Source organism: Tessaracoccus zhenghani (genome assembly GCF_055326325.1).
Map to the genome: position 1 here is coordinate 100,360 of NZ_JBUZNQ010000005.1, position 17,940 is coordinate 118,299.

Annotated in this window: 21 protein-coding genes; 8 read left to right on the plus strand and 13 right to left on the minus strand. The window is 69.1% G+C overall.

Going from position 1 to position 17,940, the window contains the following annotated elements:
• Positions 1 to 10 precede the first annotated feature (10 nt).
• The 6 genes from ACZK4S_RS11820 to ACZK4S_RS11845 all read right to left on the minus strand — a co-directional run bounded on the left by ACZK4S_RS11820 (position 11) and on the right by ACZK4S_RS11845 (position 5,002).
• Positions 11 to 997: an aldo/keto reductase gene (locus ACZK4S_RS11820; RefSeq protein ID WP_463644395.1), complete on the minus strand. Its 987-nt coding sequence runs from the start codon at positions 995 to 997 to the stop codon at positions 11 to 13.
• A 72-nt stretch (positions 998 to 1,069) separates the two neighbouring features.
• Positions 1,070 to 2,314: a ferredoxin reductase domain-containing protein gene (locus ACZK4S_RS11825; protein WP_463644396.1), complete on the minus strand. Its 1,245-nt coding sequence runs from the start codon at positions 2,312 to 2,314 to the stop codon at positions 1,070 to 1,072.
• Entirely contained in the window at positions 2,311 to 3,285 is a 975-nt protein-coding gene (locus ACZK4S_RS11830; protein ID WP_463644397.1) for an aldo/keto reductase, read from the minus strand. Before ACZK4S_RS11830 ends, ACZK4S_RS11825 begins: the two co-directional genes overlap by 4 nt.
• A 75-nt stretch (positions 3,286 to 3,360) precedes the next feature.
• A complete protein-coding gene (locus ACZK4S_RS11835) occupies positions 3,361 to 3,987 on the minus strand; it encodes a GNAT family N-acetyltransferase (RefSeq protein ID WP_076063608.1) in 627 nt (208 codons plus the stop codon).
• 24 nt (positions 3,988 to 4,011) lie between these two features.
• Positions 4,012 to 4,791, minus strand: coding sequence for a GNAT family N-acetyltransferase (locus ACZK4S_RS11840; RefSeq protein ID WP_463644398.1), 780 nt, complete (start codon positions 4,789 to 4,791; stop codon positions 4,012 to 4,014).
• 73 nt (positions 4,792 to 4,864) lie between these two features.
• Positions 4,865 to 5,002, minus strand: coding sequence for an excalibur calcium-binding domain-containing protein (locus ACZK4S_RS11845; protein WP_463644399.1), 138 nt, complete (start codon positions 5,000 to 5,002; stop codon positions 4,865 to 4,867).
• Positions 5,003 to 5,059: 57 nt separating this feature from the next.
• On the opposite strand from ACZK4S_RS11845, the gene ACZK4S_RS11850 reads away from it, so the two are divergent.
• Entirely contained in the window at positions 5,060 to 6,316 is a 1,257-nt protein-coding gene (locus tag ACZK4S_RS11850) for an Nramp family divalent metal transporter (protein ID WP_463644400.1), read from the plus strand.
• Between the two features lies 1 nt (position 6,317).
• On the opposite strand, the gene ACZK4S_RS11855 is transcribed toward ACZK4S_RS11850, so the two are convergent.
• Positions 6,318 to 6,989, minus strand: coding sequence for a metal-dependent transcriptional regulator (locus ACZK4S_RS11855; protein ID WP_463644401.1), 672 nt, complete (start codon positions 6,987 to 6,989; stop codon positions 6,318 to 6,320).
• 300 nt (positions 6,990 to 7,289) lie between these two features.
• Here ACZK4S_RS11855 and ACZK4S_RS11860 point away from each other — a divergent pair, with 300 nt between their 5' ends.
• Positions 7,290 to 8,165, plus strand: coding sequence for a MurR/RpiR family transcriptional regulator (locus tag ACZK4S_RS11860; protein WP_076063599.1), 876 nt, complete (start codon positions 7,290 to 7,292; stop codon positions 8,163 to 8,165).
• A gap of 7 nt (positions 8,166 to 8,172) precedes the next feature.
• Here ACZK4S_RS11860 and ACZK4S_RS11865 read toward each other — a convergent pair whose 3' ends face one another.
• The gene (locus ACZK4S_RS11865) at positions 8,173 to 8,484 is read right to left on the minus strand and encodes a hypothetical protein (RefSeq protein ID WP_076063597.1); all 312 of its coding nucleotides are present in this window, start codon (positions 8,482 to 8,484) and stop codon (positions 8,173 to 8,175) included.
• 154 nt (positions 8,485 to 8,638) lie between these two features.
• Here ACZK4S_RS11865 and lgt point away from each other — a divergent pair, with 154 nt between their 5' ends.
• Both lgt and ACZK4S_RS11875 read left to right on the plus strand, forming a co-directional pair.
• A complete protein-coding gene (gene lgt, locus ACZK4S_RS11870; RefSeq protein WP_463644402.1) occupies positions 8,639 to 9,601 on the plus strand; it encodes a prolipoprotein diacylglyceryl transferase in 963 nt (320 codons plus the stop codon).
• Positions 9,602 to 9,725: 124 nt separating this feature from the next.
• On the plus strand, positions 9,726 to 10,109 hold the full coding sequence (locus tag ACZK4S_RS11875) for a thiol-disulfide oxidoreductase DCC family protein (RefSeq protein WP_463644403.1): 384 nt from the start codon (positions 9,726 to 9,728) through the stop codon (positions 10,107 to 10,109).
• Here the strand turns inward: ACZK4S_RS11875 and ACZK4S_RS11880 are convergent.
• The 4 genes from ACZK4S_RS11880 to ACZK4S_RS11895 all read right to left on the minus strand — a co-directional run bounded on the left by ACZK4S_RS11880 (position 10,106) and on the right by ACZK4S_RS11895 (position 12,774).
• Positions 10,106 to 11,305, minus strand: a complete 1,200-nt coding sequence (locus ACZK4S_RS11880) for an ROK family transcriptional regulator (RefSeq protein ID WP_158069088.1) — start codon at positions 11,303 to 11,305, stop codon at positions 10,106 to 10,108. The genes ACZK4S_RS11875 and ACZK4S_RS11880 overlap by 4 nt on opposite strands.
• Before the next feature lie 83 nt (positions 11,306 to 11,388).
• The gene (locus tag ACZK4S_RS11885) at positions 11,389 to 11,586 is read right to left on the minus strand and encodes a hypothetical protein (RefSeq protein WP_076063595.1); all 198 of its coding nucleotides are present in this window, start codon (positions 11,584 to 11,586) and stop codon (positions 11,389 to 11,391) included.
• Positions 11,587 to 11,638: 52 nt separating this feature from the next.
• Complete coding sequence (locus ACZK4S_RS11890) at positions 11,639 to 11,980, minus strand: MGMT family protein (protein ID WP_076063592.1); 342 nt, start codon at positions 11,978 to 11,980, stop codon at positions 11,639 to 11,641.
• A 53-nt stretch (positions 11,981 to 12,033) separates the two neighbouring features.
• Positions 12,034 to 12,774, minus strand: a complete 741-nt coding sequence (locus tag ACZK4S_RS11895) for an SIR2 family NAD-dependent protein deacylase (protein ID WP_463644404.1) — start codon at positions 12,772 to 12,774, stop codon at positions 12,034 to 12,036.
• A gap of 115 nt (positions 12,775 to 12,889) precedes the next feature.
• Between ACZK4S_RS11895 and ACZK4S_RS11900 the strand changes: the two genes are divergently transcribed.
• The 4 genes from ACZK4S_RS11900 (at position 12,890) to ACZK4S_RS11915 (ending at position 17,084) form a co-directional block, all read left to right on the plus strand.
• A complete protein-coding gene (locus ACZK4S_RS11900) occupies positions 12,890 to 13,180 on the plus strand; it encodes a FeoA family protein (protein WP_083665666.1) in 291 nt (96 codons plus the stop codon).
• Between the two features lie 71 nt (positions 13,181 to 13,251).
• Positions 13,252 to 15,126: a ferrous iron transporter B gene (gene feoB / locus ACZK4S_RS11905; protein WP_463644444.1), complete on the plus strand. Its 1,875-nt coding sequence runs from the start codon at positions 13,252 to 13,254 to the stop codon at positions 15,124 to 15,126.
• A complete protein-coding gene (locus ACZK4S_RS11910) occupies positions 15,123 to 15,686 on the plus strand; it encodes a NifU family protein (protein ID WP_463644405.1) in 564 nt (187 codons plus the stop codon). The genes feoB and ACZK4S_RS11910 overlap by 4 nt, the downstream gene beginning before the upstream one ends.
• Positions 15,687 to 15,722: 36 nt before the next feature.
• Entirely contained in the window at positions 15,723 to 17,084 is a 1,362-nt protein-coding gene (locus tag ACZK4S_RS11915) for a TIGR01777 family oxidoreductase (RefSeq protein WP_463644406.1), read from the plus strand.
• 9 nt (positions 17,085 to 17,093) lie between these two features.
• Here ACZK4S_RS11915 and ACZK4S_RS11920 read toward each other — a convergent pair whose 3' ends face one another.
• Positions 17,094 to 17,921: a rhomboid family intramembrane serine protease gene (locus ACZK4S_RS11920; RefSeq protein ID WP_076063581.1), complete on the minus strand. Its 828-nt coding sequence runs from the start codon at positions 17,919 to 17,921 to the stop codon at positions 17,094 to 17,096.
• Positions 17,922 to 17,940: the final 19 nt, after the last annotated feature.

Genomic DNA, 17,940 nt, shown 5'->3' on the forward strand with positions numbered 1-17,940 from the left:
GTGCACGCCGTCACCAGCGGTCGTGGACGTGGCTCCTGATGTACTCGTCGTAGATCCGTTCGCAGGCGTCGAGCTGTTCCCGGGTCAGGGGCAGCAGGGAGCCGGCGGCGGCATTGGCCCTCGCCTGGTCCGGCCGGCTGGCGCCGGGAATCACCACGGAGACGCCGGGCTGGTCGATGATCCAGCGCAGCGCGAGCTGGGCCGGGGTGACGCCCTGCGGCACGAGCGACACGAACTCGCGGGCGGCCGCGACCCCGACGTCGTAGGGCACGCCGCTGAACGTCTCGCCCTGGTCGAAGGATTCGCCGTGCCGGTTGTACGTCCGGTGGTCCTGCGGCGCGAAGGTGGTGGATTCGGTGAACCTGCCGGTCAGCAGGCCGCTGGCGAGCGGGACCCTGGCGATGATGCCGACGCCGGCCTCCATCGCCGCGGGCAGGACCTTTTCCAGTGGCTTGCGGCGGAAGACGTTGAGGATGATCTGGATGCTCGCCACGCCTGGGCGGGTGAGGGCCGTCATCGCCTCGTCGACCGTTTCGACGGACACGCCGTAATTGCGGATCCGCCCCTCCTCGACCATCTCGTCGAGCACGTCGAAGACCCGGTCGTCGGAATAGACGGGCGTCGGGGGGCAGTGCAGCTGCGCAAGGTCGATGGTGTCCAGCCCGAGGAGCGCCCGGGAGCGGTCGTTCCAGGCGCGCAGGTTCTCGCGGGTGAACGACTCGGGTACGTGCGGATCGGCGCGGCGGCCGAGCTTCGTCGCGACCATGATCGAGTCGTCGGTGCGCTCCTTCAGGAACCGGCCGACGAGTTCCTCGCTGTGGCCGTCGCCGTAGACGTCGGCGGTATCGAAGAAGGTGACGCCCTCGTCGGCCGCCGTGTGGAGGACGGCCATGGCCGCGTCGTCGCCGACGTCGCCCCAGTCGCCACCGAACTGCCAGCACCCCTGGCCGACGACACCGATGTCGCGGCCGGTCTTACCCAATGTTGACTTCTGCATGCCTCCACCTTGGCACAGCCGCCGACGGGGCGCCGACGTGGCCGCCCTTCGCTGACCGCGGAAGAGGGTTCTTCATCCGGCCCAGACGTCCTCGACGTAGCGGCCGCTGATCATCACCTCGTGCAGCCACGCCTCGGCGTCCTCCTCGGACCCGCAGGTGTGGTCCCGGAACAGCTGCCGGAAGCCGGCGCGCACGTCGGGGGCCATGTATCGGCCGTCGCCGCAGACCCGCACGTGCGCGCCCTGCTCGAGCAGCCGCCACACCTCGTCGCCCTCGCGCGCGATCCGGTGCTGGACGTACCGCACGCCGTCCTCGGCCGCGCGGGAGAAGACGGGACGCAGGCTGATCACGCCGGCCGCGTCAGCCGCCTCCAACTCCTCGCGGTGGAGGAAATCGACGTCCGGGTGCCGGCAGCCGAAGTAACACAGCAGGGTGCCGCCCGGGGCATGCCGGCGATCCGCGATGGCGGCGCGGAACGGGGCCAGCCCGGTGCCGGCGCTGATCAGGATGACGGGGATCGACGGGTCGTCGGGCAGCCGGAAGGCCTCCTGGCAGGAGACCGTCCTGGCGTGGAGCACGTCGCCGGCCTCCACGCCCCAGAGGAAGGCGGAGGCCACCCCGGTGTAGGTGCCGAGGCCCGCGCGATGCGGTTCGTCCAGGAAGGAGACCAGCAGTTCAGCCTCGTGCGGCCGGTCCAGGGGAGAGCTGGAGATCGAGTAGCTGCGGAGCCGGATGGGGCGCACGAGGTCCAGGTACCCGTCGAGGGTGAGGGCGCATGAGGGGAACTCCTCGAGGAGGTCCAGCACGGCGCGCTTCCGCTCGGTGACCTGCTCGCGGAACTCCTCGCGGCCCAGGGCCGCGAGAGCAGCGAGCTGGTGCCGCTCCCCGTCGTCTGACGCGTGGTCGGCGAGCTTCGCGACGCTGATGGCGCTGGGCGGGAAGCGCAGCTCGACAAATTCGGTGAGGAGTTGATGCACCGTCAGCGGGACGCCGACGGGAAGCCCCCGTCGCCCCTTCTCCAGCGTGACGGTGTGCGTCAGCTCCAGGCCGAGGCGGGCGGCCACGCGCCTGACCAGGGCCTCGGGGTTGCGGGGGAGGAGGGCGAGGTGGTCGCCCGTGCGGTAGGTCATGTCCGGCGGCAGCTGGACCCGCAGGAACCGTTTGGGTTCCCCGAGGGGGTGGCTGGTGTCCACCAGGTCGCGTGCCTCGAGCACCGGCATGGGCGCCACGTGATACCGGTCGGCGAGGACCTGGAACACCTCATCAGACCGCGGGGCGTCCTGCAGCCGGGCGCTCTCCTCTTCCCGGCCGGTCACCAGGCGTAGGCCTCCGGTGCCGGTCCGCCGGGCCCGGGGAAGATCTCGTCGAGGCGTGCCAGTGCGGACTCGTCCAGGCTGATGTCCAGGGCGTGGAGTGCGCCGTCGAGCTGCTCCATGGTGCGGGGGCCGATGATCGGGCCCGTGACGCCGTCCTGGTGCAGCAGCCACGCGAGGGCCACGTCGGCCGGCTGCTCGCCCAACTCGCGGCAGAACGACTCCCACGCCTCCAACTGCTCTCGCTTCTCCTCGACGCGCCGCAGCATCTGCTCGTCGGCGCGGCGGCCGGATTCGATCTTCTGCAGGACACCGCCCAGCAGGCCGCCCCCGAGCGGCGACCACGGGATGACGCCCAGACCGTAGTGCCGGGCGGCGGGCAACACCTCGAGCTCGACGGTGCGCGCGGCCAGGTTGTAGAGGGACTGCTCGCTCACCAGGCCCAGGCTGTGGCGCGCCTTCGCGGCCTCGACCGCGGCCGCGATGTGCCAGCCGGCGAAGTTCGAGGACCCGACGTAGACGATGTCGCCCGCTGCCACCAGACGGTCCATGGACTGCCAGATCTCCTCCCAGGACGTGGCGCGGTCCACGTGGTGCATCTGGTAGAGGTCGATGTGGTCCGTCTGCAGGCGCTGGAGCGACGCGATCGCCGAACGCCGGACGTTCACCGCCGAGAGCTTGGAGAAGTTGGGCCGGTCCTCGTCCAGGGTGGAGCCGTAGCACTTGGTGGCGAGGATCACCTCGTCGCGGCGGCCGGACTTCTTGAACCAGCGCCCGACGATCTCCTCGGTGCGTCCGCGGTGACCCTTGCCGCCGTAGCCGTTGGCGGTGTCGAAGAAGTTGACGCCTGCGTCGAGAGCGCGGTCCATGATGGCGTGCGCGTCCTCCTCGGACGTGTGGGGCCCGAAGTTCATGGTGCCGAGGACGAGACGTGAGACCTGGAGACCGGAGCGGCCGAGGTGCGTGGTGTGCATGGGTGATTCCCTTCAGCGATCGTGCTGACTGCGACTCTAGCCCTGTCATCCCTTGACCCCGATCTGGGCCGCGAGCTAGGCGCTCAGTCGCTTCTCCAACCCGGCCTTCACCGCCGGCCACTCGTCGCGGAGGATGGAATAGACGACGGTGTCGCGGAAGGTGCCGTCGGCGCGCACCTTGTGTCGCCTCAGCACTCCCTCCTTCGTCGCGCCCAGCTTCTCGATGGCCGCCTGGCTGCGGAGGTTGAGGGCGTCGGTCTGGAGCCGCACCCGGCCGAACCCCAGGTTCTCGAACGCCTCCCTGAGGAGCAGGTACTTCGTCTCCGCGTTGACCAGGGAGCCCCACCAGCGGCGGCCGTAGACCGTCCAGCCGAGATGCACCGCCTCATTCTCCGGCTCGGCCTCTCCCAGTGACGAGGCGCCGACGAGCGTTCCCGCCGGGCCGAGGTCGCCGTCGACCGTGAGGCGCACCACCCATGTCACGCGGGACGCATGTGCGGCGGGTGTCGCGGCCCATGCGGACCAGACCCGCCGGAGGGCCTCGGCGTAGCTCCTGGGCGGCGGGTACATGACGAAACCATGCTCGTGCAGGCGCGGATCAAGCACGAGTTCGGCCAACTCGTCTGCGTCTGAGGCGCGGAACGGCTCCAAGCGGACGAGCCGGCCGCTCAACGTTTTGGGCTCAGGGGGTGTCGCGACCATGGAAAAACGCTACACCGGACGCCATCAGGATTGGAGCCCCAATGACTCATGGGCCTGCTGGAGCACGGTGAGCTGGGCGGTGAGGTTGACCAGCGCATTGCGCACTTCGTCGGTTTCCGCTGCGGCCGGGAGGGCCGGGAGGTCGCTGGTGCCGTGGGCATCGAGGACGGGGGTCCAGCCGCCGAGGCGGGCCTCAAGGCCTGCCTTCACGTGCGGCCAGTCCTCGGTGATGATCGAGTAGAAGACCGAATCCCTGGAGCTGCCATCGGCGCGCACCTTGTGCCGACGCAGCACGCCCTCACGCACGGCCCCCAGCTTCTCGATCGCGGCCTGGCTACGGACGTTGCGCACGTCGGTTTGGATCTGGACGCGGCTGTAGCCGAGGACCTCGAACGCTTGGCGCAGCAAGAGGTACTTGCCCTCGGGGTTCACCGGAGCACCCCACCAGCGGCGGCCGTAGATGGTGAAGCCGAGGAAGGTCGCCTGGTTGCCGGTGTCGAACGGACCCAGGGAGGTGGTGCCCACGAGGGTTCCCGGCGTGCCCAGCCCGCCGTCGCCGGTCAGCCGGACGGCGTAGCTGAGGCGGTCTGCGCTGCCCGAGCGGGTGCGGTTGGCCCACCACGTCCAGACCCGCTCGACCGCTTCATCGTGGGTCGACGGGGTGTGATACATGATGTATCCGTTTGTGTAGAGGGCCGGGTCGAGCAGGAGGGTGGCCAGCTCGTCGGCGTCGGATTCTGTGAACGGCTCAAGGCGGACGAACCGCCCGGTCAATGGCTCTGGAGAGGGCGGCAGCGCGACCATGAGAGAAGAGTACGGCCGCCCCTCGGCAGCGATGCAAATCGACGCGTGTCGAGGCTAGGGTTTCGCAGGGTGACTACGGCTTTAGCAGTCGCTTCTCGCTGGCTACCCCGTCGCCGTCACGGTCCATTGCCGTGCGATATCCGGGTACGGCGGCCCTCCGCAGCGCCACGTCGCCGGACCGTTCGGCCGAGCGCGCGGCCGACCCCCACATTCAGCGCATCCATGCCCTAAACTTCGGGTAGGCGAACTTATTCATTCGGGAGAACGCATGAGTGCTGAGGTTGATGAGAAGGTGGGCGCCACCGTCGCGCCGACGAGGCCGCCCAAGGGCGCGTGGCTGCTCGGCCCGGCGCTCGTCGCGGGTGTGGCCTACCTCGACCCCGGCAACGTCGCCGTCAACATGTCGGCCGGCGCCCAATTCGGGTACCTGCTCGTGTGGGTCCTGGTGGTGGCCAATGTCGCCGCGTGGCTGGTGCAGTACATGTCGGCGAAACTCGGGCTCGCGACAGGCCGCAGCATGGCCGAACTGCTCGGCGAGCGGATGGGCACCCGCACCGGCAGGCTCCTCTACGGCGCCCAGGCGCAGTTCGTCGCCGTGGCCACCGACATCGCGGAGATCATCGGTGGGGCAGTGGCGCTCTGGATCCTCTTCGACATCCCACTGGTGGCCGGAGCCATCATCACCGGAGCGGTCTCGACGGTGCTCCTCCTCGTCCAGTCGGAACGCGGGGCGAAGGCCTTCGAGTTCAGCATCATCTCTCTGATGGCCATCATCGTGATCGGCTTCTGCTACGGGTTGGTGATCGCACCTCCCGAGCCTGCGGATGTCGCCGGTGGGCTGTTGCCGAGGTTCGACGGTACGGAGTCGGTCCTGCTGGCCGCCAGCATCATGGGCGCCACCGTCATGCCGCACGCGATCTACGCGCACTCGTCGCTGGCGCGTGACCGGTTCGCCCACACCGAGATCCCCGCACGCCGCCTGATCCGCGCCACCCGCCTCGACGTCACCATCGCGCTGAGCATCGCCGGTTCGGTCAATCTGGTGATGCTCCTGGTGGCCGCGACCGTGCTGCCGGGCGTCCCCGGCACCGACAGCCTGGAGGGCGCGCACCTCGCTATCCAGAACGCGCTGGGGGCCACTGCCGGTTTCATGTTCGCCATCGCGCTCCTGGCCTCTGGGTTGGCCTCGACGGCGGTGGGCTCGTACGCCGGAAGCGACATCCTCGGCGGCCTGTTCCGCACCAGGCTCAGCCTCCTCACCCGTCGGCTACTGACCATGATCCCGGCGGTTCTGGTGCTGGCGGCAGGTGTCGATCCCACGGCGGCGCTGGTGCTGAGCCAGGTGGTGCTGTCCTTCGGGATCCCCTTCGCCGTGGTGCCGCTGGTGTGGCTCACCTCGCGCAGGGAACTCATGGGCGCGTACCGCAATACGACGGCCCTGACGGCTGCAGGGTGGTTGGTGGCTGGGGCCATCGTCGCGCTCAACGTGGCCCTGCTGGCGATGCAGGTCGGGCTGGTCGGTTGACCTATGGCTTGACCCAGACGGAATCCGTCGCGGCCCGGCCGAGAGTAAGCGTCTCTTCGGCGCTGTCGACGATGATCTCGATGCCGCCCGAATACGGGAGGCCCGGCTTGGCTTCCAGCACGGAGCCCACCCCGATGCCGTGCTCGGCGAAGAACTGCAGCAGGGCGGGGTCGTCGTCGGAGATCCGCTCCACCCGGGCGGGGCGACCGGTGCCGAGGTCGGTGAGGGTCACGGCGTCCAGTTGGAGGATGCTGCCGTCGGCGTTGGGGATGGGGTCCCCGTGCGGGTCACGGTCCGGGTGGCCGAGGTGCTCCGCCATGCGTTCCACCATGAAATCCGAGACGGCGTGCTCGAGGTGGTCTGCCTCCTCGTGCACCTGGTCCCACCGGTAGTCGAGCACTTCGACGAGGAACGTCTCTATGAGACGGTGTCGCCTGACCATGGCCACGGCATGCATGCGACCCTCGTCGGTCAGCGACATCGACCCGTAGGGAGTGTGCTCGACCAGCCCGAGTTCGCCGAGCCGACGCACCGCGTCGGAGGCCGTGGACATCCGCACGCCGACGCGAGCCGCTACGGCAGACGTGGTGACGGGGTCATCAGACCATTCGCCCAGGCTCCAGATGGCCTTGAGGTAGTTCTGATTGCTCGTCGAGAGAGTCGACACGGACATGCTGCGATGTTAACAAACTTGTATCTTCGCCCTGACGAACTTCAGTTTGGCATACCAGGAGCGTCTAAGTAAGGAGGCTCATCTTTCTCAGCGGGCCCGCGAGTCGTCACAAGAAGTTTCATATCCGGGTGCCAGTCTTGCTGGTGGTGATGACTAGGTACTTGGCCTGAACGGAGGCCTCCCAGGGGCCGCGGAGGCCGTTGCAGAGCGTTGAAATGTGGTGGGCCGGCGGTAAATCCTGTCAGGCGCGCCCAGCTCGGTATGTACTTGACATATGCCCTTGAGGGTTACTATTGCGCCATGCCTTCCCCCGACGTGAACTCCCCCTCTGGGCTGGTGGCACGGATTGAGACAATGTTGCCCAATCTGCGCCCCGCCGAACGACGTGTCGCTGAGGCGGTGCTGACGAATCCGGCCGCCGTGGCGCGGGAGTCGATCTCCGCCCTCGCCGAACGCTGTGGTGTGTCCGCACCCACCGTCGTCCGCTTCTCCAAGCGCGTGGGCCTGGCCGGTTACCCCCAGCTCCGTGTCGGTCTGGCGATGGCTGCCGGCGCTGAGGCCGGCCGCACCGGCCGGCCCATGACCGCCGGCATCGTCGGCGAGGACGATTCCTTGTCCGATATTGCTTCGAAGGTGGCCCACGCCCACGCCAACTCAATCGAAGAGACGCTCTCCGCGCTGGACCTCAACGCGCTCAAGGCGGCCGTCCGCACTCTTTCCAGCGCTGAGAAGATCGACGTCGTGGGTATCGCCGGGAGCGGGCTGATCGGGGCTGACCTGGTGCACAAGCTGCAGCGATTCGGCTACAACGCCTGGGTGCAGCCAGACAGGCACGCGGCGGTGACCGCCCTGGCATTGCGTGGCCGCGGCGACGTCGTGGTGGGCATCTCGCACACCGGCCACACCGCAGACGTGGTGGAGCCGCTCCGGATGGCTTCTTCTCGGGGCGTGAAGGTGGTTGCGATCACCAGCGACGACCAGTCTCCGTTGGGTCTGCTCGCCGACACCGTGCTCACGTACCGATCCAAGGAGCCGGCCTTCCGCCTGGGTGCGATGGCCAGCCGGATCGCTCAGCTGAGTGTCATCGACTTCCTGCTGGGTGGCATCGCGATGCGTCAGGCTCAGCCCGTGCGCTCCGCGCTCGACAGCACCTTCAAGGCCGTCGGCGCCCTCTGAGCCCCGATCAGGCCGCTCGCGGTGCGCCGCTCCTGGCGCGTTCGTAGGACACGAGGGCTGCCGCGGACAACTCCGCCGGTGACGGGCGGGGAGACTTCACGCCGATGCCAGGGCCGCTGACGGTCCACGTACCGCCGCGGGTGCATTCGCTCTTCGCGACGACGACGGCGCCCCTGGGCGTCAGGAACGACAACCGTGGCCGGTCATCGTCGACGGCGATCTGGCCGTCCAGCTCAGGACGCATCGCGATGAGATGCGATGTGACGGAGAAGATCAGCAGCAGGTCTGAGATGCCGGTATCGGTGATCAATTCGTTCATGTGAACTACTCTGCCGCTCGCCTCCGACATTTCTCGCGCGCACGAGGGCGGAGGTTCCCCCGGGCGCGGACCGCCCCGTGTGGGCACGCCATCCCGGCCTCGGGGCCGATCCCACGAGGCGGACTGATCTTGGCCGGTATGGGAAGCTTGGGGCGTGAACCCACTCGTGCTGACGTTCCCGGATTTCGATCCCGTGGCCCTCAACGTCTTCGGCCTCAAGATCCATTGGTACGCGATCATGTATCTGCTGGCGTTCGGCATGGCGTACGGGTTGATGCGGCGTCGTCTGGCGCACGAGCCCTACCGCTCCATCACGAAGCCCCAGCCGTGGTCGTCGGCCGACATCGAGGACATCCTCCTCGCGTCGATCATCGGTGTCATCGTGGGCGGCCGGCTGGGCTACTCCCTCTTCTACACCAATGGCTACCACCTGCAGAACCCGCTGGAGATCATCCGGGTCTGGGACGGCGGCATGAGCTTCCACGGCGGCGCGATCGGCGTCGTCCTAGGGTTGGCCTGGTACGCGTGGCGCAAGAAGCGGCCCTTCCTCCAGGTGGGCGACTTCCTCGCGCCGTCGGTGCCCATCGGCCTCGCGGCGGGGCGTTTCGGCAACTTCATCAACGGCGAACTCTGGGGCCGGCCGGCACCCGAGTCGCTGCCGTGGGCCATGATCTTCCCCACCGGAGGAGACGTGCCCAGGCACCCGTCGATGCTCTACCAGATGCTCCTCGAAGGCGTCCTCCTCTTCATCCTGCTGTGGTTCTACGCCCGCAGGCCGCGCTTCCGCGGCCAAGTCACGGCCGCCTTCCTCGCCGGCTATGGCCTCTTCCGCTTCATCGCCGAGTTCTGGCGCGAGCCGGATGCGCAGCTGGGCCTCCTCGGGCTCGGTCTGAGCATGGGCCAGTGGCTCTCCCTGCCGATGATCCTCATCGGCGTGGGCCTGTGGCTGTGGGCGCACAATCGCGCCATCGACGACCGTGAAGAGCCTGTGGACAACCCGGGGGACAACTCCGCCGGCGAGGTGGCGCCCGATGAGGCGTCCGAAGGCGCGACGAAGGCCGACGACACGCTCAGTGACGTGCGCGAGGACCCCGAGGGCAGCCCTCGGGACAACTGACGCGGGGCTTATCCACAGACCCCTCGCCACGTACAGTGGATACCCTCCCGAGCTCGTACTCAAACAGGGCAGGACAAGCATGGATGAGCACCGGAACGAGTCACCACAGCCTGGGGATAACTCCGTGGACAACCCTCGGCTGACGCAGCCTCTGGTCCTGTACGACGAGGACTGCGGCTTCTGTACCACATCGGCCCTCGCAACGCAGACGCCGTGGTTCCGCGCGCAGGTCACTGTGACCGCTTTTCAGCGCGTGGACCTGGCTGTCCACAACCTCACTGTGGATAAGTGTGCGGAGAGTCTTCACGTCGTGGATACCGACGGCAGCGCGCACGTGGGCAGCGACGCGGTCGCCGTCGTGTTCCGCGAGTCGAGGTTTCCCTGGCCGCTGGTGGGGCGCGTACTGCGCCTCCCAGGTGTCCGCTGGCTGGCGCAGAAGGTGTACGCGATCGTGGCGCGCAACCGCTACCGGTTGCCCGGCGGCACGGCTGCGTGCCGGCTGGATTAGCGCTCCAGGAGCGGGTCCACCCAGGCCGCGGGGCCGCTGACCACCGGGCCGAGTGCGGCCAGACCCGCGCCCATCGCAGCGCGACGTGGCGTGTGGTCCACCAGTTCCAGCTCGATGCCCGAGTGCGGTGCCCACAGCACGCGCGTGGTGAGCTCACGCTGGAGCGGCTCCCGGAGCCACTCGCTGACGCTGGCGAGATGTCCGCCCAACCGCACGGTGCTGAGGTCGAGCAGGTTCAGGGCCGCGCCGATGGCGATGCCCAAGGCCGACGCGAGCGTGTCGATGGCCGCCTGCGCCTTGGCGTCACCGGCCTCCAGCGCAGCCACCACGCCGTCGATGTCCGGCTGCCCGGCCAGGCTGGACACAGCATGGGCGCCGGCCACCGTCTCGAGGCACCCGCGGGCGCCGCAGCCGCAGAGTGCGCCGTCGGGATCCACGCAGATGTGGCCGAGCTCGCTGGCCCAGCCGTGCCGGCCGCTCATCAATTGACCATCGAGCGAGATGGACGCGCCGATGCCCACTTCTCCGGTGACGTAGAGGAACGACGACCCCGGGTTCTCCCGCAGCACGGTGAGCGCCGAGCAGTCCACGTCGTTGCGCACGGTGAGCCCCAGCCTGGTGCCCGCGAGCTCCACGTCCCAGTGGAGAGCGGGCTCGACACCCTCCCACGCCAGGTTGGGGGCGCGCAGCACGCGTTGGCCCTCCCTGTCGACGAGGCCCGGGATGGCCAGGAGCGCACCGGAGACCCGGGCGCCTTCCGGCACGTCCTTGAGGGTCTCCCTGGCGATGTCGGAGAGCCGGGCCATGCCTTCCTCGACGCTGAACGATTCCACGTCGATGTCGATGTAGCGCTCAGCGCGCACCTCACCGGTCAGGTCCACGAGGGTGGCGACCATGCGCTCGACGTTGACCTCCAGGCCGAGGGCGAAGACAGTGCCGGGGCGGATCATCAAAGGGACGGCCGGGCGACCCCGTGCTCCACCGACGGCCTCGCCCTCCTTGACGAGTTCGCCGATGATGAGGTCGTCAACCAGCCTGGACACCGTGGAGCGCGTCATCCCCAACCGGCCGGCGATGTCGGCGCGGGAGACGGCTCCGCTGTTCGCCAGCACTTCGCCCAGCACGAGCGCGAGGTTGCCCGTGCGGACGGATGCCTGCGTCATCCCCGCGGTGACTGGTGTCTCAGAGTTGAACATCGCCCCTCCTGGCAGGCCGGTACTGATCAGACCTTCGTCCATTCTCCCCGACAACTCGGTGAAAGGCCGCACGCGGGGGTGAGCTATGAGCGATCTTCGGGCGACGCATCGTCGGCATCCTGCCGTGGATCATCGACGGGGGGCCGGCGCCGCAGGATGCGCGCGAGCTCCACGATGATGAAGAAGATCACCAGAACCGCCGCCGCGCCCAGCAGGATGAGCGGCCAGAGAGGCACCGCTCCCTCGGTCTCAAGCAGCTGGACGTCCAGCGGAATCAGCATGCGCCCATCATCCCACGCGCGCTCCGCCCCCGGATGGGACGGTGAGGGGGGATCAGACGATGAGTTCGGCCGCCGCGTCTGCGTAGGCGCAGGCCAACTGCATGAGGTCTGCCCGGTGCCGGTCGATGCGGCAGCGGTGGGGCTCGCTGCTGATCCCCTCACGGGCCCACTGTTTGCGCGCCAGTGGCATCAGGTGGACGGGGAGTTCGCCGTCGCGGTTGGTGACCCGCCACCAGCTCACCTCGCCGCCGCGGGTGGCCATGATGGTGCCGACCCTGCGGGCGGAGGTGCCGACGAGTTCCGCGATGTCGCCGTACGACACGACGGACCCCCTCGGCACCTGTTCGACGGCTCGCAGAACCAGTTCGACGGTGACCTCCGCCTGCTGCGCCATCTCAGGCCCCCTTCGGGTCAGAGTGATTGAGCAACCCTAATACGCGTCGGGGTTCAGGGCTCGGTGGTCAGCAGATCGGGCAGGACGTCGTCGAGCCGGCCCCGGACGACCTGGTGTGCGAGGTCGTCCATGGGGGTCTCGGAGGCGTTGACGATCACGCCGTACGCGCCGTGGGAGATGGCGGTGGGGAACAGCCCAGCCACGGGGTAGACGCCGAGCGACGTGCCCACGGCGACGATGGCGTCGCAGTCTTCGACCGCCTGCAGCGAGGCCTCCATGACGTCGGGCTCCAGGACCTCCTCGAAGAGGATGACGGTGGCGCGGGTGATGCCGCCGCACTCCGGGCAGCGGGGATCCGGGTCGCCGGCGTTGACGCGGGCGACCATCTCCTCCATCGGTCCGGTCTTCCCGCACATCTCGCAGCGCCAGGTGCGCATGCTGCCGTGGACCTCGTGCACCAGCTCCGGGCTGGAGCCGGCCAGCTGGTGGAGGCCGTCGGTGTTCTGCGTGATGATCGCCCGCAAGCGCCCCTGCTTCTCCAGGTCGACGATGGCGTCATGCGCCTTCGTGGGCCGGGCGCTCCAAGCTTCGGGCATGGCGCGGCGGCGCCACGCGGCCTTCCGGACGTCCTCGTCGCTGAGGTACCAGGAGAGGGTGGACACCAGTTCGGCGTAGGGGTCCCGGGTCCAGAGGCCCTCGGGGCCGCGGAAATCCGGGATGCCGGCGGCGGTGGACAGCCCTGCGCCGGAGAGGATGACGATGCGGTTGGCTTCAGAGAGACGTGACACGGCCATGCCCACAGTCTGCCCGACAGCCCGTGGGGGCAGCGTTGCTTCCGGCGTCGCCGGAGGTGCCGCTAACCGACCCCCCCACCGGGCAATTAGGTAAGGCGGTGCTAACTTAATGCGCATGAGTCTCGTGGAACTGTTCGCCGCTCGGCGATGCACCACAGCGCGGGCGTTCGCCGCCAAGTCAACGTGCACCCTCGACTCCATACCGCTGGGCGAGGTGCGCACCGTCGTCGGCTTCGATGACGACGACGTGGTGGTGCGCCGCCTGTTCGACCTGGGTTTCACGCCGGGGGAGAGTGTCGTGCGGCTGCGCCAGGCGCCGCTGGGCGGCCCGCTGATGTTCCGGGTGGGCGGGGTGGAGATCGTGTTGCGCAGGGCGCAGGCGAGCCGCATCCTGGTCGCGGCGTGAGCCACGCACACCATCACGGAGGCCCTTCGGCCACGCCGCTGCCTTCGGCGACCGGGGAGGTGCTCCCGCGGGTGGCGCTCGTCGGGAGCCCCAACGCCGGCAAGACCACGCTCTTCAACGGCCTCACGGGCCTGCGGGCCAAGACGGGCAACTACCCCGGCGTCACCGTCGCGAGGTACGAAGGCCTGGTCGAGACCACCACCGGGCCGGTGGTGGTCGAGGACCTCCCCGGCACCTACTCGCTCGATCCCATCAGCCCTGACGAGGAGATCGTCGCCGCCGTCCTGGAGGAGGCGGGCACGCTGGCCGGGCTGCTCGTCGTCGTCGACGCGACGAACCTGAGGCGGGGGCTCGGTTTCGTCGCCCAGGTGCAGCAGGCCGGCCTGCCCACCACGATCGTGCTCACGTTCGTCGACGAGTTGCTGCGCCGCGGCGGCAAGGTCGACCCTGAGGCCCTGTCCCGGGCCCTCGGGCTCACGGTGCTGCCCGTGGTGGCGGGTGAGCGACGCGGGGTTGAGGCTCTCCGCCAGATCCTCGCCGCGCCCGCCCAGTGGCCCGCGCCGATGCTGGTGCCTCCCACGGAACCCGAGGCCGTGGTCGGCTGGACGCAGTCCGTCCTCACCGCGGCGCACTTCGCCGCGCCGGATCCGGATTCGCGCACCGCCAGGTTCGACCGCGTGCTGCTGCACCCCCTCTGGGGCAGCCTCATCTTCTTCCTCACCATGTTCGTGTTCTTCCAGACCATCTTCGTGGTGGCCGCCCCCCTGCAGGGCTGGATCGAGGCGGCGTTCGCGTGGCTCGGCGACTGGGCGCGCGGCGCCATCCCGGTGGGCTGGTTGGCCTCCTTCACCGCCGACGCGCTGCTGGCCGGTGTGGGCGGCGTGCTGGTGTTCCTGCCGCAGATCGCTCTGCTCTTCATCCTCATCTCGTTGCTCGAGGGTTCCGGCTACCTGTCGCGCGCCGCCTACCTGATGGACCGCGTGATGTCGACGGCGGGCCTGGAGGGCCGCGCGTTCGTCGCGCTCCTCTCGTCGCTGGCCTGCGCCATCCCGGGCATCATGGCCACGCGCACGCTGCCGTCGGCCAAGGACCGGCTGGCCACCATGATGGCCGCTCCGCTGATGACCTGCTCCGCCCGGCTGCCCGTCTATGTGCTGCTGATCGGGATGCTCGTGCCGCCCGAGCTGGGCTGGGGCCCGGTGCGGGCACAGGGCGCCATCATGTTCGGCCTCTACGTGCTGGGGGCCGCGTCGGCCATGACGTCGGCGTGGTTCTGGAAGCGGGTCGTCGGGCGCTCTGGCGTGGGGTTGCCGTTCTACATGGAGATGCCGTCCTACCGGCTGCCGAAGCTCAAGACGGTGCTGATCTCGGTGTGGGATGCCTGCAAGGCGTTCCTGCGGAAGGTCACGTCGATCATCCTGGTCACGACGGTGGTCCTCTGGGCGCTGTTGAGCCTGCCGATGCGCTCGGCTGACGACCTGGTGGCGGCAGGGGTGGACCCGGCCGACGAGGTGGCCGTGACCGCCTACACGCTGGACCATTCGGTGGCCGCCGGCCTCGGCCGCGCGGTGCAGCCGGTGTTCGAGCCGCTGGGCTTCGACTGGCGCGTGAACGTGGGCGTGATCTCGTCGCTGGCCGCGCGCGAGGTCTTCGTCGCGACGCTCGGCCAGGTGGCGTCCGCCTCGGATCCCGAGAACCCGGCCAGAGCGTTGGCGGAAATGCGGCACCAGGACGGGCCGCGCGAGGGTGAGGAGGTCTTCACGCCTCCCACCATCGCCGCGCTGCTGGTGTTCTTCGTCTACGCGCTGCAGTGCATGTCCACGCTGGCCGTGATGCGTCGCGAGACCGGCACCTGGCGGTGGCCGCTCATCGCCTTCGGCTACCTGGGCCTCACCGCATGGCTCATGGCCTTCCTGGCCCATCAGATCGTGGGAGTACTCACATGACGCGCGCCATCCATCCACAGTCGATCCCGGGGGAACCACGCGCTGTGCGCTGGGTCACCGACGCCGACCTCCCCGTCGGACAGGTCCTGCACGCGCCCGGCACCCTCGGCCCGCTGCTCGAGTACGGCGTCCTGACCAAGGTGATGGTGGAACGACGCGGGGTCTGGACGTGGTTGGCCGGGGACCGCACCTGGACCGAGCACGGCCCGCGGATCCGCGACGCGGTGGCGGCCGCCGTCGACCTCGACGGCTGGGAGGTCACCGAGGGTTCCGGGGAACTGCTGGGAATGCTGGCGCGCGAGGTGCTGGAGGGTGAGCTGGCCAGCTACGTGTCGAGCCACGGCGGCCACATCACAGTCGCCGAGGCGACGGCCACGACGCTGGAACTCAACTTCGGCGGCGCCTGCGAGGACTGCCCCGCGGCCGCGTCGACGCTGCATGACCGGGTGGAGGCATCGGTGCGGGAACGCTACCCGCTGCTCGCGGAAGTGAAGCGCAGCGGCGGGCACCACCACGGTGGCGGGTGGCTCGGCCTCCCGGTGCCCGGTCGGGGCCGATAGCTCCTGAAACTCCCGCGTGCCTGACAGGATGGCCGTATGAAGGTCTACGAGCACGTCACCGACTTCGCGCACCCGCGCGACCTCGTCCGCCGGATGCTGTACGCCCCCGGTGGGCTGGTGCGCTTCCTCCCCGGGGGCGGCCTGACCGTCCTCGAGGGCAACCCGGACGACTACCGCGTGGGCAACCAGTTCACCGTGAGCGTCCACCTGCCCTACCGGCCGTACCCGAAGCCCAAGGCCACCTACCGCTACATGGCGCTGAGCGACGACGTGCAGGTCGTCGACATGGTGGACAGCGCCATCTTCAACAGTTGGCGCCACGAGTCGTTCCTCAGCGACCTGCCAGACGGCGGCACCAGGATGTTCGACCGCATCACGTTCGACGCCCCGCAACTGAAGTTCGACACCGACGTGGAACACAACCGCGACTTCCGGTTCAGGGCGCGCCAGATGAAGGGCGACCTGATGCTCCACCGGCTCCTCGCCGGGCAGAGCCGCCGGATCCTCGTCGCGGGTGCCTCGGGCCTCATCGGTACGCAACTCGTCGCGCTCCTCGCCAACGCCGGGCAGCACGTCGGACGGCTGGTCCGCTCGCCGGACCGGGGCTACGCGCCCGGCACCGCCATCCAGTGGGACCCCGCCGGGCGACACCTGCCCCCCGGCGTCCTCGAAGGCGTCGACGCGGTGATCAACCTCGCCGGGCACTCCATCGGTGGCCGGTTCACGGCGAAGAACAAACACAGAATCCTGCAGTCACGCCTCGACGCGACGCACACGCTGGCCGATGCCGTCGCCGGGCATCCGTCGACCGCGCTGATCCAGGCGTCGGGCATCGGCATCTACGGCGCGCGACGCCCGGGCGAACTCCTCACGGAGGAGTCGGCGCCCGGCGACGGGTTCCTCGCCGACGTCGTGCGTCAGTGGGAGGGGGCCGCCGTTGCCGCGTCGGACGCCGGTGCCCGCACCGCCTTCATGCGCACCGGTATCGCGCTGAGCCAGGGCGGAGGGGCCCTCCTGCCGCAGCTGCCGCTGTTCTTCCTGGGGTTGGGTGGGCCGGTGTCGCCGAAGGAGGGCATGAACAGCTGGATCGGGATCGACGACGTGGCCCGCGCGTACACGTATGCCGTGGTGGCGCCGTCGGTGCAGGGAGCGGTCAACATGGTGGGGCCGGCTCCCGTCACCAACGGGGAGTTCGCCGAGACGCTCGCCCGGGTGATCGGGAAACGGTCCTGGCTGCCGGTGCCCTCGGTGGGGCCCAAGGTCCTCCTGGGGTCCGAGGGCTACGACCAGCTGATCAACACGGACCAGCGGGTCTCCTCGGCCAAGCTCCAGGCCGCGGGTTTCCGGTTCTCTGAGCCCACCGTCGAGGAGGCGCTGAAGCACACGCTCTGGCGGTGACAGGCGGGGCTACCCGGCGAGCTGGAGCCCCCGGAAGAGGCTGACGGCCACGAAGGCAACGGCCAGCGCGGCGAGCAGCGGCCACTGCCACTTCCGCGCAGACTTGGGCAGGAACAGGACGACGGCCGTGGCCACCACGCCGCCCACCAGGCCGCCCAGGTGCCCCTGCCATGACACGTTGGCCCACAGGAACGACACCGCCACGTTGATGCCGATCCACGTGAGGATGCCGCGCACGTCGCCCTTGTGCTTGATGGCGAGCAGCAGCACGGCGCCGAGGAGACCGTAGATCGCGCCCGACGCGCCCAGCGTGGAGCCCAGCGGGTTGGAGAACAGCATCACGCTGGCAGAACCGCCGAGCAACGAGATGAGGTAGATGGCCAGGAACTTCCAGCGCCCCACGATCTGCTCGACGTTGGGGCCCAGCAGGTACAGCACCAGCATGTTGAAGCCGAAGTGCCACAACTCCACGTGCGCGAAACCTGAGGTGAGCAGTTGCCACCATTCGCCGTAGTACGCGGCGATGGCGGGGGTGAGGGCCACGTAGCCCATCGGCTCACCGTCGTAGCCGCCTGTCAGCAGCAGCAGGATCCAGATGGCGGCGTTGATGCCGACCAGGACCATCGAGGTCGTCTTGGGGTTGGAGGTCCGCTTGCCCCCGTACGGGAGGGCGTGTTGCCGTGTCTGCTGCATCCCCTGCTGCACGCATTCGGGGCACTGGAAGCCCACTGAGCCCGGCACCATGCACTGGGGGCAGATGGGGCGGCCGCAGCGCTGGCACGAGATGCGGGTGGGTTCGTTCGGGTGCCGATAGCAGACGGGCGCGGCCATTTCCATGGGACGAGCGTACCCGTGC